This window comes from Castellaniella defragrans, from assembly GCF_014203015.1.
Classification (GTDB): domain Bacteria; phylum Pseudomonadota; class Gammaproteobacteria; order Burkholderiales; family Burkholderiaceae_B; genus Castellaniella; species Castellaniella defragrans.
The window spans coordinates 13,447-27,806 of record NZ_JACHIB010000028.1 but is presented as its reverse complement, the minus strand read 5'-3'; the positions used below and the strand labels follow the sequence as shown (position 1 = coordinate 27,806).

Below are 14,360 nucleotides of genomic sequence, written 5' to 3'. Positions count from 1 at the left end.
TCGGCTTCTTGCATGGATGATCCCTCCTGATGTGATCATGAAGGGGTCAGTTCTCCATGTCGCCAGGGGGTCAGTTTGTCATGTCGCCTGACAGCAGTGTGTGTGAAGAACGCCCAACCCTGCGAATGCATGCAGACAGAGTGCGATGATCGCTATCCAAGCACCATAGATGTGAATCCGGATGGCGATCAGAAACACCCACTGGGGCGTAGCGGGCAAGATGTAGAGATAAACGCCAGCTGCTGCGACCAGCGCCGTGGAACACAAGAGCAGCAAGAGGATCAGGCGTTGCGCCGGGTCGAAGCGGCCGTTGTGGAATGCGGTGTGCCCATGGGCGGGTGACAGGATGCATTTCAAGAAGGACTGTGGCCAGCGGCATTCTTCATGACGAAAGTACACGAGATCGCGCATGAGATCGCGCGTGGGTGAGTGGAACAGGCCTGCCGCCAACAGAAGGACGACCGCAAAGGCCACCCCTCCCAGTCTGTGCATTTCATTCGCCACCGCGTGACCACCCAGCGCGGCCACCAGCACGGGCGAGATATCGTCTCCCAGGGCAAGGCCGGTTGCAATCAGGACGATCGTGGCAACGGCGTTCGCACCATGCACGAGCCGCACGGCACGGCTGTGGCGTTGAATGCGTCCCGGTTCTGTGTTCGACAAGTTATCGCACCGTGAAGGCCACGCTCTTCGGGGGTAGCAGCCCTTCATGCGTTGGACCTGCAAGTTCCACGAAGATGGTGTGCTTGCCCGGGGCAAGTGGCAGGCGCAGGAGACCATTTCGATAGATTGCCACTTCTGAGCCACCATCGACTGACAGGTGCAGGTGATCCAGGCCCTCGATAGGCTGCCCGATCGTTGCCCCTTGGACGTCGATCTGGAGTATGACGGGGCTGTTGACGACAGCCCCCTGCGCGGGAGATTGAATGACAAAGGATGGCAAGGTTACCGAGAGGGCCTTCCCCGAGAACAACAACAGAGCCATGCTTCCGGTGGCGATGAATTGAGTGATACGTCCTGTCATGCTGGCCTCGCTATTGCTGTGTGTGGCTTACCGGTCTGTCTCTCCAAACCGCTGGCAAAGTTGAAAGTAATCGATCGTATTGCCGAACCCATCAATTTCCTGGTTCCTGAGTCGGTCAACGGCCTTGGCAAATCCCGTCCACGCGGCAAGCGCCAGGGTACTGGCGGTACTGATCCGACGCACTCCGATGTCGGCAAGCATCTTGAATCCGAGCTTGGCGGCCGGATCCATCATGACATTGACCGGCTTGGGCGCCACCGCGCGGACGACGGCACTGATCTGGTCTTTGGTAGAGAGGCCCGGTGCGTACAGGCAGTCGGCACCCGCCTCCGCATACGCCGACAACCGCTTGATTGTTTCGTCGATGTCCGGCTGGCCGACCAGGAAGCATTCTGCGCGCCCCACCAGCATGACGTTCGGGTCGATGGCGTCAATGGCTTCACGCGCGGCTTGCATGCGGGCAACCGCGGTGTCGAAGTCGTACAGCCTGGCGCCTTGTGCATCCTGTACAGAATCTTCGATGGATAATGCGGATATACCGGTACGAACGCATTTCTGGACGTTTTCCGCCAGTTCGTCAAGGGTGCTTGCGTAGCCATCCTCGAAATCCACGTTTACCGGCAGTGGTGTTGCCTGCACCAGCTCATTGCAATGGCGCAGTACGTCATCGACGCCTACTTTGCGATCCGGCATCCCACGCGAAAAGGCATACCCGGCGCTGGTGGTGGCCAGTGCCTTGAACCCCGCCTGTGCAAGCCAGCGCGCCGAGCCCGGATCCCAGGGATTGGGCAGGATGAAGCAGCCGCTTTCGTGCAGTTTGCGAAACGCGGTGTGGCGTTGTGAGAGTTCTTGATGGGTCATGAGGATATTCTCCGGAAATCAACCCTAAACGGGTATTGATGTCGTGGTATCTGCGTGCATACGTATGTCCTTCAGAGTAGTGGCTGACATGATGTGAATGTCAAGACCCTGGGGGAAGGGATAAGGCATGGCTCTGCGGCGGCGTGGCATTTTGAGTTGAACCTTCGGGCGAAGCCGGCAGCAGAATCTGGAATTCTGTCGCCTCCGTCGTGGATATGACGCTGATCGTGCCGCTGTGCGCTTCAATGATGGATCTGACAATCGCGAGCCCCAGCCCGATACCGCCGCCAGTGCGTTGGCGTGAGGCGTCGGGGCGGTAGAAACGTTCGAAAATATGCGGGATATGTTCGGCGGGTATCGATGGCCCTGGGTTGCGTATTTGTATTTCGATGGCGCCTTCTTTGCGGTGCAGCTGGACGAGTATGGTGCCTCTGGCAGGCGTGTGCTGGATGGCGTTGGCCAGAAGATTACTGAGCGCCCTGCGGATCATCGGACGGTCGCCGACTGTGCCGACGGGTTCGCCCTTCAATCGCAGGTCGATGTGGCGGTCTTCGGCCCAGGCGCCAAAATAGTCGAACAGCATCTCGATTTCGGCGTAAAGGTCAATGGCGGCGGATTCTGGCTTGAGCAGCTTGTTGTCGGCTTGGGCGAGAAACAGCATATCGTCCACCATTCTGGCCATACGTTCGTATTCTTCAAGATTGGAATACAGAATTTCGCGATACTGCTCGACCGTGCGGGTGCGTGACAGCGCCACTTCGGTCTGGGTTCTGAGGTTAGTAATTGGGGTGCGCAGCTCGTGGGCGATATCCCCCGAGAACTCGGAGAGCCGCTTGAACACATCTTCGAGGCGGCCCAGCGTCTGATTGAATGCGCCCGCCAATTCTGTCAGCTCGCCGGGGACAGTGTCCAAATTGAGCCGGACGTGCAGTTGATCCGACTGGATGGCCTGGATCTCGCGACTGAGCCGCCGGATGGGGGCATGACCACGCAGTACGGCGCACCAGCTTGCAAAGAGTGCCAACAGGCACGCGGCCAAGGTGATCAGGCCGAGCGTGCGGCGAAAGTCTTCCAGATAGCGCAAGTGGAAGTCGATTCTCGTGGCCACGGTCACGATCATGGGTTCGGCACCGGCCTCGCGCTTACCTAGTACCCGTATGGCCGCACCCCGGAACGTTTCACTGCGATTCTTCCATGTGCTCAATGTATCCGCCGTGATGCTTTGAACCGGTGCCAGCGTGCCGGCGAAGGGAGTCAGGTCGATGTCGGGCGATTGGTATAAGAGCGATCCGTCGCTTAACGTGATCCGATAGTGGACGTTGTGCTGGCCAATGGCGGCCTGAGCCAGTGGTGGCGCCTCGTCATCTTTGTCCGGGGGCAGCAGGGCCAGCGCATGCCGCAGGGCCTGGGCGGCCGCGTTCAACTCGTCCACATCTTGCTGGATGAAGTGCTGGTTGATCGAACGTTCGACCATCCAGCCAAACGACAGCAGCACGGCCGTGATCACCACCCCGATGGAGGCGGTCAGCCTGACTGCCAGGGACAGGGGGCGCTTCATGTGCTGAGGCTGCTTGGCGCGTCGAGCATATATCCCATGCCGCGCACGGTATGAATGAGCTTTGGCTCGAACGCGTCGTCGATCTTGGCGCGCAGGCGACGGATGGCAACATCGATGACGTTGGTGTCGCTGTCGAAATTCATGTCCCACACTTGCGAGGCGATCAGCGAGCGGGGCAACACCTCGCCGCGCCGCCGGATCAGAAGCTCCAGCAGGGTGAATTCCTTTTGGCTCAGGTGGATTCGCATCCCTTTGCGCTCGGCCTGGCGGCGGGGGATGTCCAGCACCAGATCGGCGATTTGCAGGTGGTCGTTTGCAATGGCGATGCTGCCGCGCCGCAGCAAGGTGCGCACGCGAGCCAGTAGTTCTGCAAAGGCAAAGGGCTTGACCAGGTAATCGTCAGCCCCTAGCTCCAGCCCCTTGACGCGGTCTTCGATGCTGTCGCGTGCCGTGAGAAACAGCACAGGGACGGCAGATTTTGCCTTACGCAGGGCCTGCATGATGCGCCATCCGTCCACGTCAGGCAGCATCACATCCAGGATGATCAGGTCATACGCTTCTGTGGATGCAAGATGATGGCCATCCAGACCGGTGCGCGCGAGATCGACGACAAACCCGGCCTCCGTCAGGCCTTGGCACAGGTACTCGCCCATCTTGGTTTCATCTTCCACAATGAGCAGCTTCATTCGCGGTACTCCCAAGCGTCGTGGATGGTCAGCAAAGGGGGCTGTGCGGGGCACCGTCCCTTGGGCAGAGTTTAAGAGGGCGGGACTGACACCAGAATGACCCCTGGATGACAATATTGTAATGAGCGGGTCATCCGGCGGTCAGCTGCAGGTGGATAAAGTAATGGCCATCATCGGTGATTGGCCGATGATCCTATCGGCGGGGGGCGGCCCGCCAGCATCATGAAAGAGATCTGATCATGCGAAAACTTCATCGCGCCTTGTTATTGGGCGTGCTGGCTCTATCGGGCGGCCTGGCCCAGGCTGCTGTGGTGCCCGGCGTGGTGTACAGCGCCAACGAAGGCAATGGATCCATCAGTGAAATTGTCCTGAGCACAGGGGCTGTGCGCACTTTCAAGATCGCGGTTGTGCCGCACAACGTCCAGATCTCGCCCGATGGCAGACAGCTTCTGGCGGTCGGTATGGAATCCGGCGACGGGATGCAGGGCCATGGCGGGCACGGTGGTGACGGCAAGGCCAGCCTCTTGCTGCTGGACGCGGCCGATCCCGGGCGCTTGATCGCCACATTACCCTCGGGCAGCAGCCCGGCGCACGTGGTGACGAGCCCCGATGGCCGGTTTGCTTATGTCAGCAATTCGGATGCGAATCAGGTGTCCGTTGTGGACCTGGCCCAGAAAGCGATCGTTGCCAGAATTCCCACCGGCGGATTTCCCCATGGCTTGCGCTTAAGCCCCGACGGGCGTGAATTGTATGTGGCCAATGCCACCGGCGACAGCGTCTCGGTGATCGATACGCAAAGCCGGAAGGAAATTGCTCGCATCCCGGCGGGCAAGGCACCTGTTCAGGTGGCATTCACACCGGACGGCACACAGGTTTATGTGTCGCTGCGCGATGAAAACAGTGTGGCGGTTATCGATACCGCCACTCGCCAGGTCAAAGACAAGATCAAGGTAGGCCGCAATCCCATTCAGCTCTATTCAACCCCCGATGGCCGCAAAGTCTATGTGGCCAACCAGGGTGATGATCGCAAGCCGGATGACACCGTGTCTGTCATTGATACGGCCTCGCGCCGCGTCGTCGCCAGGCTCACGACCGGTGCGGGCGCACACGGCGTCGTGGCGAGCGCCGATGGCCAGCGGGTGTTCGTGACCAACAGCAAAGCCGATACCGTCAGCGCCATCGACACCCGCACCGATACGGTTGTCGGTACCTATCGGGTCGGCCCCGCGCCCAACGGGATCACCTATCGCGCGATGCCGTCGCGCTAAGGCGCATCAGGGCGATGCGCCTATTGACCTTCCTGCAGTGTCAAGGATTACGCTAAGTAGATTCGTCAAGATTTTGAGGTCATTGAAATCCATGCTGATCTGTCGCCATGAATAAACCGATCTTGCTTGAATCCGTTATTGCTTGTCCCCATTGCGGGCACCAGCAGCAGGAAACCATGCCGGTGGACGCCTGCCAGTTCTTCTACGAATGCCCGGCCTGCAAGATGATGCTGCGGCCAAAGCCGGGGGATTGTTGCGTGTTCTGCTCGTATGGGTCGGTGCCCTGTCCACCGGTGCAGGATCAAGGGTGTTGCTCATGATACAGCGGTTCAATATCGTCATACTTTTTCTTCTGGGCGCTCTGACGCTTGTACCAAGCGGTGCCCAGGCGCAGATGATGGGTGGTTCCTCGATGGGGACCATGATGTGGTTGATGGCTGCTTTCTGGCTGTTAATCATGCTAGGACTTGTATTCGGGATTGCGGCGCTCGTCAAATACCTTTTCAAGAAGTGAAAATCGGCCTCGGGCCTTGTTTAATACTCAGGAGATATCGATGAAACCCAGGATGATTGTGTTGGCGTCCTTTGCCGCGCTGGCAATGGGCGTGGGTATGCCCAGTGTGGCGGCGATGCATGGCCAGAATCAAACCGGCGGCACGGACATGATGCAAGCAGGGCAAGCACCCGGTTCGATGGGGCAGGGTGGGCAGGCAGGGGGCATGATGGGTGGCCAGCAGGGCAATATAACCGAAGGCCCTCATGGCGGCGGTGGCATGGCGGGAGGCCATGGGATGCAGGGCGGCATGATGGGAAATGGCATGATGGGGATGATGAGTGCCTGCCCCGCAATGGTTGGCGCGGGCCTGGATTCCAAGACTGCGATGCAGATGCACGGCGAAATGATGCGCGCGATGGGGGATATTCTGGTCAAGTATGCCGATAAGATCCAATCTTCTCCGGCCAAGCCGTGATGGCAATTCAGTGCCGGTTCTTGACACCGCAGGTGGTGACTCGTGCTATTTCCGCGTGCTCGTAAGGGATGGGCTGCGGCTGTGATCGGCATCGCCGGCATGGGCATCGCAGCCTTCTGGTATTTTGCCGTACGCGCGCCACACCCGACGTTGATCGACCCTACGGATGAGGGTCTAGTTGTACAAGGCCAGGCCATTTACACCAACAGCTGCGCGGCTTGCCATGGCGCTATGCTGCAGGGTCAGCCAAACTGGCGCGAGCGGCTTGCCAACGGGCGGCTGCCCGCGCCGCCGCACGACAAGGCCGGACACACCTGGCACCACCCGGATGCGGTGTTGTTCGACTTGGTAAAAAACGGCCTGGTGGCGGGGCGCACCGCGCCGCCCGGCTATCAGAGCGACATGCCGGCGTTCGGCAGCATGCTGACCGATGAACAGATTGTCGCGGTGCTAGCCTACATCAAGAGCACCTGGCCGTCCGATGTTCTGCGCATGCAAAAAGAAGTGACCGAACAGCAGCAGCGGCAATGACGCCGCTGGGTGCTTGGTCACTTCTGCAGTGCAGGGTCTAGAAGCTTGCATATGCCTGGGGCGCGGTACCTGGTCCGAGCGTGTAGACAGTCAGCGCCGTCGTCTTTTCGCCAGGCATGCCGGGTGCTCCCACGGGCATGCCGGGAAGCGACAGCCCTTGGCCCACCATATGCTCTGAAAGCATCTGTTTGACATATTTGGCCGGCACCAGACCTTCCACGACGTAACCATCAATCAATGCCGTGTGGCAGCCTGCGAGATTCGCAGGTATATCGTACTTTGCCTTGATGGCGGCGAGGTCGGACGTGTTGACGGTCTCCACTGTAAAGCCATTGGCTTCCATGTGGGCGGCCCATCGGTCGCAGCAGCCACAGTTGGGGTTTTTGTACATCTTGACCGGGATGCTGGCTGCGAAGACCGAAAGTGGAAGACCGAGCGCCAGGCCCAGTGCCAGTTTCTTGACTGCATGCATGATGAAATGCTCCTCTTGAGGTGACTTGGATTACGGTTGAAAGTTGTTGGACGTTGTATGTGACCCGTATGCTTGTTGGATATGATTCCGGTCTTCTGGGTACGGTGCGGGCTTTGCGTTCAGGCAGGTTCTTCGTTCACCGGAATTACTGCGGGGGCAAGGCAGATGCCCAGGTCGTTGCAGGCCTGAACCCGTACGACAAGGCGGTCGCCTGCTTCGATGGTGAGTTGATCCACCGGAATGCGGGTGCCGTCCTCGTAGACCAGAATATCGGTGTCGTCGATGGTGATCCCACTACTGACGCCAGCTGGATAGTTGGCCTGTACCGTGCGTTCTTCCCCATTGCGATCAATGAGTACGGTGGATGGAATCAGATTACCCAAAGAGGCCGGATTGGCATTGACATGCCAGTCGCGGCCGATGTGCAACGTGATGACGCTGTCCTTTCCCGTTCTGGCAAGCGATGCCTTGACATGGCTGGCTGAATTGGCAAATTCCGTGTAGGCCGCCGTGCCGTCAGCGGGCGAATCGGTGGATATCAAGAATTTGTTTGAGATAAGGGTTGCAGCGCCTGCAAGAATGACGACAGCAGCAAGCGCCCCCAATCGGTATCGGGATTGGCGATTCATCACGAGTCCTCCTGTGTTGCGGTTTTATTCAGTGCCTGAACGAGGCTGGTGCTGGTGAATAGGCCCGAGAGCGTTTGCACTTCACGTCCCTTGTGATCGAGTACGACGGCAAAAGGCAAGCCCACGCCGCCATGTAGGGCAAGCAGGTGTTCGAGGGCCGGGTCCGGACGGGTGAGGTCAACCTGCAGGGGGATGGTTCCGGTGCGCTTCAAGGCAGAGACGACCTCACGATCTTGGTAGACCGTTTTTTCAAGTACCTTGCAGTTGATGCACCAATCCGCCGTAAATTCCACTAGGGCGGGGCGCCCGAGTGTGGACAGGGCCGCGACATCGGCGACACGCAGCGGCTGCCAGGCGATGACGGTTTCTGCCGACTGGCCAAGCCCCGACCCGAAGTAGCCCAGCACTGCAGCCGTAGCACCCACGAATAGGGCTGCGGTGCGGGCACTGCGCTCTGTGGCTCGCCAGAGTGTGATCGTCACCCAACCAAGCACAGCAACCAGGAGGGCGATCCAAAGCGGCGTACCCCATGCGGCGGGCAACACGCTCTGCGCGTAAAAGAGCGCCGCTGCCAACAGCAGCCAGCCAAAACTGTGTTGGATGACTGTTGTCCAAGCCCCGGCACGTGGCAGACGCTTAAGCAGGCTCGGGCGCAGGATGAGGACGACGTAAGGTGCGGCCAGCCCTAGCCCGATCGCCACGAAAATGACGAGAATATTGACCAGTGGCTGCGTCAGCGCAAATACTAGTACGCCCCCCAGCAGCGGCCCGGTGCAGGGAGTGGAAAGTAGCGCACTGACCAGTCCGGAGAACGGCTCAAACAGGCGCCTGCCGCGCAGCGTCACCAGTGCCAGATGGAACTGCTGATGCAGGGAAAGGCGCGCCGTACAAGTCGTTCCGTGAGCAAAGGGGATAGAAAAGCCGTACCGTCCGTGGAGAAGCATAGCCCTCTAATAAAATCACCATCCCGAAAGCATCAGAGTACTTAAGCATGGTCTAGCATCGATCCGAATTGCTAAGTGACCACTGGAAACATGATCAGACCCTGTGGCCCTTGGCATCCACGACCGCCTCGCCGTCTTCCTTGCTGAAGGCGCCGCGCTGCGGTTGCGGCAGGATGTCCAGCACGGCTTCCGAGGGGCGGCACAGGCGCGTTCCCAGTGGTGTGACGACGATGGGCCGGTTTATCAGGATGGGGTGTTGTTCGATGAAATCGAGCAACTGGTCATCGGTCCATTTGGAGTCGCCCAGATCGAGTTCCGCAAAGGGCGTCCCCTTCTCGCGCAGTACGTCGCGTACGCTCAGGCCGGCATCGGCCAGTAGCTTGACCAGTGTGGTACGGTCGGGCGGAGTCTTCAGGTACTCAATGACCGTGGGTTCCTCGCCACTGTTGCGGATCATGGCGAGCACGTTGCGCGAAGTGCCACAGGCAGGGTTGTGATAGATCGTGATGACGCTCATTGAGATGTCCTAGTTATCGGGTGAGGGGGGTTCGGGTTGCACTCGTACCAGTCGCGAGAGCGGTTGACCACGCGCACAACCAGCAGCATCACGGGCACCTCAATTAGCACACCGACCACGGTAGCCAGCGCAGCGCCAGACTGGAAGCCGAACAGGCTAATGGCGGCGGCCACGGCCAGTTCGAAGAAGTTGCTCGCGCCGATTAGCGCCGAGGGGCAGGCGATGTTGTGTCGCTCGCCCAGCCGGCGGTTGAGCCAGTATGCTAGCCCGGAGTTGAAGAACACCTGGATCAGGATCGGCGCCGCCAGCATGGCGATCACCAGCGGCTGTTGCAGGATTGCCTGTCCCTGAAAGGCGAACAACAGCACCAGCGTGAGCAGCAGCGCCGCGATGGACAGCGGGCCGATGCGCGCCAGCGCGGCCTCGAACGCGGCCCGGCCTCGGCGCAGCAATGCGCGGCGCCAGAACTGTGCAAGGATCACCGGCACGACGATATAGAGCGCCACGGACACCAGTAGCGTGTCCCACGGTACCGTAATAGCCGACAGGCCCAGCAGCAGGCCGACGATGGGTGCGAAGGCGAACACCATGATGGTGTCATTCAAGGCCACCTGCGACAGCGTGAACACCGGATCGCCCCCGGTCAGTCGGCTCCAGACAAAGACCATCGCCGTGCAGGGCGCGGCGGCGAGCAGGATCAGGCCGGCAACATAGCTGTCGAGCTGATCGGCGGGGAGCCACTGCGCGAAGACCTGACGGATGAAGATCCACGCCAACAGCGCCATCGAGAACGGCTTGACCGCCCAGTTCACGAACAGCGTCACGCCGATGCCACGCCAATGCTGCCTGACCTGGCCCAGGGCGCCGAAGTCAACCTTGAGCAGCATCGGAATGATCATGACCCAGATCAACAGGCCAACGGGCAAATTAACCTGAGCAATCTCCATACGGCCGATGGCCTGGAACACGCCGGGTGCGAATTGGCCCAGGGAAATGCCGGCGACGATGCACAGCAGCACCCAGACGGTCAGGAATCGCTCGAAGACGCTCATGTCGGGGGTGGCTGACACGCGGCCGGCCGTGGTGGCTTGAGGCATGAGTGACTTCGCGTCAGCAGCAGGGTGTTCGGGAGGAGCCCGAGCAGCACGCCGAGGCGGGTGCGGGGTGCTGCGCTTCGTTGAAGACCGGGATATTGCCCAGCGTGTGGAAATGCTCCCAGGCTACGCCCTGCGGGTCGGTGACCCAGTGCTTCTCGCTGCGCGCATAGCAACAGGTCGTGGCGCCCTCATCCAGCAGCGTCATGTCGGCCGCTTCGGCACGGGTCTTGAGCACGGCCAGTTCCTGGGCATCGTCGGTCTGGATGCCCAGGTGGTCGATGCCTGGCTTGCTGCCACGCGTGGAGATGGCGAAGTTCACCGGCGGGTCTTCGAGCATCCATTTCGCATAATCGGTTTCGACGCGGGCCGGCTGTGCGGCGAACAGCTGCGAATAGAAGCCGATGCTGCGGTTCAGGTCATCGACGTGCAGGTGGACATGGAAGCGTTTCATGGCGAAGTCCTTTCAGCAGGAAGTGCAGGAGCGGGAGAAATCGGGGGATGTAGTGACTTCGCAGACGGCGCCCCGGCAGCAGTGCTCAGTCAGGTAGCCGAGCAGCCCATTCATCTGCGAGAAGTCGGCGCGGTAGATCAGGTTGCGGCCCTGCTGCTCAACCGTGATGAGACTGGCATGGGTCAATTCCTTCAGGTGGAAGGACAGCGCGCTACGGGCCACATCGAGTTGCTCAGCCATGACGCTGGGCGTCAACCCTTCGGGACCGGCGATGACCAAGGCGCGGAACACGCGCAGGCGCTGGGCATGGGCCAAGGCGCTAAGGGCGGAAACAGTTTGGGCTTCGTTCATTGTTTAATAATACAACAATTATTGAATTAATGGTGGAATGACCTTGTTAAATCAAGCCTGTTCGCCTGAAAGGCTTGGCTTGCAAGGTAGTTGCCCACGCCTCGTGTATCCGCAAGTCAGCGATACGACTTCGACGATCCGCCCGACTGGAATGCGATCGCGCTGGCTGGACTGCGGGTATAGCAAAGCGTTGCTCACTGCCTTGGTGCTCTGACAGTTTGCCGGTGCGTACAACGAAGCCGTCCGATGTCAAACACTCAGGGAACGGCACCAAGGGGGAGACAGCTCCTCCTGCTGAAATTTAATTGACGATTACGCACAGTTTTATTTGAATGAACGTCCAGGAAGACCCCAAGGCCAGGAAGCGTAATCGTTGACTTTACATAATATACATTATGCGAATTACTGGGAGGGGACAGCGCCGTCCGGATCCTGACGGCCGGAGATGTGGAGCAAGTCTTTCGAGCGAGTCTTTCGGGCGAAACCGTCGAGCCGGCCTGATCGGGTTCGGGCCGGCGGCATGCCCGGTGCGGAATGCGGCGCGGGATATGGCGGTTCAGCCGCCGCTCGCGCGCAGGAAGAGATCGTGCGCGAGCTGCCGGTGCCGGGCCAGCACGTTGGGCAGGTCGGCGGTCAGCAGATGGCCGTCGCGCACCACCACGCGCCCGTCGATGACGCTGGTGGCGACGTGGCCCGGCGTGCAGAAGACCAGCGCGGCCACCGGGTCGTGGCCGGCGCCGGCATAGCCGGCGGCCGTCATGTCGAAGGCCACGAAGTCGGCGGACATGCCGGGCGCCAGCGCGCCGATGTCGTCGCGGTTCAGCACGCGCGCCCCGCCCAGCGTGGCGATTTCCAGCGCTTCGCGCGCGCTCATCGCGGCCGGCCCGTGGCCGACCCGCTGCAGCAGCATGGCCTGGCGCGCCTCGCCCAGCAGATGGGCGCCGTCGTTCGACGCGCTGCCGTCCACCCCCAGGCCGACCGGCACGCCCGCGTCGCGCATCGCCCGCACCGGCGCGATGCCCGAGGCCAGGCGCATGTTCGAGCACGGGCAATGGGCGACGCCGGTGCCGGTGCGCGCGAACAGCGCGATTCCTTCGGGATCGAGCTTGACGCAGTGGGCGTGCCACACGTCGTGCCCCACCCAGCCGAGTTCCTCGGCGTACTGCGCCGGGGTGAGCCCGAATTTTTCCCGCGAATAGGCGACGTCGTTCTCGTTTTCGGCCAGGTGCGTGTGCAGCGACACGCCGTAGTGCCGCGCCATCCGCGCCGATTCGCGCATCAGCTCGCGCGAGACCGAGAACGGCGAGCACGGCGCCAGCGCGATGCGCAGCATCGAATGGCGGCGATCGTCGTGATATTTTTCGATGAGCCGCTGGCTGTCGCGCAGGATGGCCGCCTCTTCCTCGACCACCGTGTCCGGCGGCAGGCCGCCCTTGCTGCGGCCCACGCTCATCGAACCGCGCGCGGCGTGGAAGCGCATGCCCATTTCCTGTGCGGCGGCGATGGAATCATCCAGCGTCGCGCCGTTGGGATACAGGTACAGGTGATCGCTGGTGGTCGTGCAGCCCGACAGCATCAGTTCGGCCATCGCGGTGCGGGTGGACACGCGGATCATTTCCGGCGTCAGGTGCGACCAGAGCATGTACAGATTGCCCAGCCAGGAGAACAGCTCGGCGTCCTGCGCGGCCGGCACGGCGCGCGTCAGGGACTGGTACATGTGGTGATGGGTATTGACTAGGCCCGGCACGACCACGTGGCCGCGCATGTCGAGGCGCTGCGCGGCGCCGCTGTCGAGCGCCCGCCGGTAGGATTCCGGCAATTCGTTCGTGGGGCCCACCCATTTCACGGCCGGCCCTTCGGCCACCAGGGCGCCATCGGGGATTTCGCGCCGCTGCGCGTCCATGGTGACCAGGACGTCGGCGTGAAGGGCAATCAGGAACGGCATGGCGGGTCTCGCTGCGGAAGTCGGGATGGACGCCAGTCTAAGGGACTTCGATGACCCGATCCAAGATCAGAATTCAGCGATGACCGTCCACAAAAAGTGGACATCAGGCCCGGATCAGCCGATCTGCGGATAGAGCTGCGCCAGAGCCGCCTCGATGCTCTGCGCCATCAAGTCCGCCGCCGCATCGGGCTGGCGCCCGGCGCGTTCGATGAGCGCCAGCGTCTGCGGTCGTATGTTCCGGTCGCGCAGCGGAATGAACATCAAGGCTTGGCGGCTCCGTTCTTCCATCACGTCCAGGGGGTTGAGCAAGGCGATGCCATCGCCCTGCATCACCATCTGCTGGATCAGGGCCATCGATGTCGATTCGGCAGCGGGCGTGACTTCCAGCGTATTGCGCACGAATGCATCGTCCAGGATGGCGCGGATCGACAGAGGCGCGGCCGGCAGGATCAGCGGATATTCCACGCATTCGCTCAACAGCACGGAAGCGTGTTCCGACAGGGGATGCCCGGGCGGTGTGACGACGCCGATGCGCCAGTCGCTCGCCGCCCGCACGCGCAGGGACGGCGCGTCGGCCAGGTCGTAGCCCAGGCCCAGGTCGGCGTCGCCCCGCTCCACGGCGGCGGTGATCTCCGTGACCGGCAGGTCCAGTATCCGGACGGTGATGCCGGGGAACCGCTGCCGGAACGCATGCGCCAGGGACGGCATCAAGGCGCCGGCCAGGCCCGCCGTGACCGCGATGGACACCTGGCCGCGGCGCGCGCCCTTGAATTCCTCGATCCGTTCGCGCAGGACGTCGTATTCGCCCAGCGTCCGGCGCACGTGCGCCAGCACCATCTCTCCCAGCGGCGTCAGGCGCAGGCGCTTGTGGATGCGGTCAAACAGAGGGGCGCCCAGTTCGCTTTCCAGGTCGAGTATCTGCCGGTTCACGGCGGTGGGCGCGATGTGCAGGTATTCCGCCGCCTTCCGGATCGATCCGCGGCGGACCACTTCGTCGAGATAGCGCAGGACCCTGGCATGCATGATGGGGGAAAACTCCGGTGGCGCGCGCCCGG

At 61.4% G+C, this 14,360-nt stretch carries 19 protein-coding genes; 5 read left to right on the top strand and 14 right to left on the bottom strand.

Features of this window, described 5'->3' with window-relative positions:
- Positions 1–78: 78 nt before the first annotated feature.
- The 5 genes from HNR28_RS17685 to HNR28_RS17665 form a co-directional block, all read right to left on the bottom strand.
- Entirely contained in the window at positions 79–663 is a 585-nt protein-coding gene (locus tag HNR28_RS17685) for a cytochrome b/b6 domain-containing protein (protein WP_184143083.1), read from the bottom strand.
- A gap of 1 nt (position 664) precedes the next feature.
- Positions 665–1,024, bottom strand: coding sequence for a hypothetical protein (locus tag HNR28_RS17680; RefSeq protein WP_170288545.1), 360 nt, complete (start codon positions 1,022–1,024; stop codon positions 665–667).
- A 27-nt stretch (positions 1,025–1,051) separates the two neighbouring features.
- The gene (locus HNR28_RS17675) at positions 1,052–1,885 is read right to left on the bottom strand and encodes an isocitrate lyase/PEP mutase family protein (RefSeq protein ID WP_151025572.1); all 834 of its coding nucleotides are present in this window, start codon (positions 1,883–1,885) and stop codon (positions 1,052–1,054) included.
- Between the two features lie 100 nt (positions 1,886–1,985).
- On the bottom strand, positions 1,986–3,443 hold the full coding sequence (locus tag HNR28_RS17670) for a heavy metal sensor histidine kinase (RefSeq protein WP_151025571.1): 1,458 nt from the start codon (positions 3,441–3,443) through the stop codon (positions 1,986–1,988).
- Positions 3,440–4,129, bottom strand: a complete 690-nt coding sequence (locus tag HNR28_RS17665) for a heavy metal response regulator transcription factor (protein ID WP_151025570.1) — start codon at positions 4,127–4,129, stop codon at positions 3,440–3,442. The genes HNR28_RS17670 and HNR28_RS17665 overlap by 4 nt, the downstream gene beginning before the upstream one ends.
- Before the next feature lie 239 nt (positions 4,130–4,368).
- Here HNR28_RS17665 and HNR28_RS17660 point away from each other — a divergent pair, with 239 nt between their 5' ends.
- The 5 genes from HNR28_RS17660 to HNR28_RS17645 all read left to right on the top strand — a co-directional run bounded on the left by HNR28_RS17660 (position 4,369) and on the right by HNR28_RS17645 (position 6,899).
- Positions 4,369–5,397, top strand: coding sequence for a YVTN family beta-propeller repeat protein (locus HNR28_RS17660; protein WP_151025224.1), 1,029 nt, complete (start codon positions 4,369–4,371; stop codon positions 5,395–5,397).
- A gap of 107 nt (positions 5,398–5,504) precedes the next feature.
- Positions 5,505–5,717 carry a GDCCVxC domain-containing (seleno)protein gene (locus HNR28_RS18620; protein ID WP_151025225.1) on the top strand — a complete coding sequence of 71 codons (213 nt, stop codon included), beginning with the start codon at positions 5,505–5,507 and terminating at the stop codon, positions 5,715–5,717.
- A complete protein-coding gene (locus HNR28_RS18615) occupies positions 5,714–5,911 on the top strand; it encodes a hypothetical protein (RefSeq protein WP_151025226.1) in 198 nt (65 codons plus the stop codon). Before HNR28_RS18620 ends, HNR28_RS18615 begins: the two co-directional genes overlap by 4 nt.
- A 40-nt stretch (positions 5,912–5,951) precedes the next feature.
- Positions 5,952–6,368, top strand: a complete 417-nt coding sequence (locus tag HNR28_RS18610; protein ID WP_244978345.1) for a hypothetical protein — start codon at positions 5,952–5,954, stop codon at positions 6,366–6,368.
- 99 nt (positions 6,369–6,467) lie between these two features.
- Entirely contained in the window at positions 6,468–6,899 is a 432-nt protein-coding gene (locus tag HNR28_RS17645) for a c-type cytochrome (protein WP_151025236.1), read from the top strand.
- A gap of 37 nt (positions 6,900–6,936) precedes the next feature.
- Here the strand turns inward: HNR28_RS17645 and HNR28_RS17640 are convergent, their stop codons facing one another.
- From HNR28_RS17640 to HNR28_RS17600, 9 genes are all read right to left on the bottom strand, one after another.
- Entirely contained in the window at positions 6,937–7,371 is a 435-nt protein-coding gene (locus HNR28_RS17640; protein WP_151025227.1) for a DUF411 domain-containing protein, read from the bottom strand.
- Between the two features lie 119 nt (positions 7,372–7,490).
- Positions 7,491–8,000, bottom strand: a complete 510-nt coding sequence (locus HNR28_RS17635) for a protein-disulfide reductase DsbD family protein (protein ID WP_151025228.1) — start codon at positions 7,998–8,000, stop codon at positions 7,491–7,493.
- Positions 8,000–8,944, bottom strand: a complete 945-nt coding sequence (locus tag HNR28_RS17630) for a thioredoxin family protein (RefSeq protein WP_244978344.1) — start codon at positions 8,942–8,944, stop codon at positions 8,000–8,002. Before HNR28_RS17630 ends, HNR28_RS17635 begins: the two co-directional genes overlap by 1 nt.
- A gap of 94 nt (positions 8,945–9,038) precedes the next feature.
- Entirely contained in the window at positions 9,039–9,461 is a 423-nt protein-coding gene (gene arsC, locus HNR28_RS17625) for an arsenate reductase (glutaredoxin) (RefSeq protein ID WP_151025229.1), read from the bottom strand.
- Positions 9,458–10,558 (bottom strand): ACR3 family arsenite efflux transporter, encoded by a 1,101-nt coding sequence (arsB, locus tag HNR28_RS17620; protein WP_151025230.1) that lies wholly within the window; start codon positions 10,556–10,558, stop codon positions 9,458–9,460. The genes arsC and arsB overlap by 4 nt, the downstream gene beginning before the upstream one ends.
- 13 nt (positions 10,559–10,571) lie before the next feature.
- Positions 10,572–11,009 carry an ArsI/CadI family heavy metal resistance metalloenzyme gene (locus HNR28_RS17615; protein ID WP_151025231.1) on the bottom strand — a complete coding sequence of 146 codons (438 nt, stop codon included), beginning with the start codon at positions 11,007–11,009 and terminating at the stop codon, positions 10,572–10,574.
- A gap of 12 nt (positions 11,010–11,021) precedes the next feature.
- Complete coding sequence (locus tag HNR28_RS17610) at positions 11,022–11,360, bottom strand: ArsR/SmtB family transcription factor (protein ID WP_151025232.1); 339 nt, start codon at positions 11,358–11,360, stop codon at positions 11,022–11,024.
- Positions 11,361–11,916: 556 nt separating this feature from the next.
- A complete protein-coding gene (locus HNR28_RS17605) occupies positions 11,917–13,305 on the bottom strand; it encodes an 8-oxoguanine deaminase (RefSeq protein WP_151025233.1) in 1,389 nt (462 codons plus the stop codon).
- A gap of 114 nt (positions 13,306–13,419) precedes the next feature.
- Complete coding sequence (locus HNR28_RS17600) at positions 13,420–14,328, bottom strand: LysR family transcriptional regulator (RefSeq protein ID WP_151025234.1); 909 nt, start codon at positions 14,326–14,328, stop codon at positions 13,420–13,422.
- Positions 14,329–14,360 lie beyond the last annotated feature (32 nt).

Coding starts and splice junctions, on each gene's coding strand:
- HNR28_RS17635 (WP_151025228.1), bottom strand. CDS start 8,000: ATGAATCGCCAATCCCGATACCGATTGGGGGCGCTTGCTGCTGTCGTC.
- HNR28_RS17660 (WP_151025224.1), top strand. CDS start 4,369: ATGCGAAAACTTCATCGCGCCTTGTTATTGGGCGTGCTGGCTCTATCG.
- HNR28_RS17615 (WP_151025231.1), bottom strand. CDS start 11,009: ATGAAACGCTTCCATGTCCACCTGCACGTCGATGACCTGAACCGCAGC.
- HNR28_RS18610 (WP_244978345.1), top strand. CDS start 5,952: ATGAAACCCAGGATGATTGTGTTGGCGTCCTTTGCCGCGCTGGCAATG.
- HNR28_RS17665 (WP_151025570.1), bottom strand. CDS start 4,129: ATGAAGCTGCTCATTGTGGAAGATGAAACCAAGATGGGCGAGTACCTG.
- HNR28_RS17605 (WP_151025233.1), bottom strand. CDS start 13,305: ATGCCGTTCCTGATTGCCCTTCACGCCGACGTCCTGGTCACCATGGAC.
- HNR28_RS17670 (WP_151025571.1), bottom strand. CDS start 3,443: ATGAAGCGCCCCCTGTCCCTGGCAGTCAGGCTGACCGCCTCCATCGGG.
- HNR28_RS17630 (WP_244978344.1), bottom strand. CDS start 8,944: ATGCTTCTCCACGGACGGTACGGCTTTTCTATCCCCTTTGCTCACGGA.
- HNR28_RS17640 (WP_151025227.1), bottom strand. CDS start 7,371: ATGCATGCAGTCAAGAAACTGGCACTGGGCCTGGCGCTCGGTCTTCCA.
- HNR28_RS17610 (WP_151025232.1), bottom strand. CDS start 11,360: ATGAACGAAGCCCAAACTGTTTCCGCCCTTAGCGCCTTGGCCCATGCC.
- arsC (WP_151025229.1), bottom strand. CDS start 9,461: ATGAGCGTCATCACGATCTATCACAACCCTGCCTGTGGCACTTCGCGC.
- arsB (WP_151025230.1), bottom strand. CDS start 10,558: ATGCCTCAAGCCACCACGGCCGGCCGCGTGTCAGCCACCCCCGACATG.
- HNR28_RS18615 (WP_151025226.1), top strand. CDS start 5,714: ATGATACAGCGGTTCAATATCGTCATACTTTTTCTTCTGGGCGCTCTG.
- HNR28_RS17645 (WP_151025236.1), top strand. CDS start 6,468: ATGGGCATCGCAGCCTTCTGGTATTTTGCCGTACGCGCGCCACACCCG.
- HNR28_RS18620 (WP_151025225.1), top strand. CDS start 5,505: ATGAATAAACCGATCTTGCTTGAATCCGTTATTGCTTGTCCCCATTGC.
- HNR28_RS17675 (WP_151025572.1), bottom strand. CDS start 1,885: ATGACCCATCAAGAACTCTCACAACGCCACACCGCGTTTCGCAAACTG.
- HNR28_RS17680 (WP_170288545.1), bottom strand. CDS start 1,024: ATGACAGGACGTATCACTCAATTCATCGCCACCGGAAGCATGGCTCTG.
- HNR28_RS17600 (WP_151025234.1), bottom strand. CDS start 14,328: ATGCATGCCAGGGTCCTGCGCTATCTCGACGAAGTGGTCCGCCGCGGA.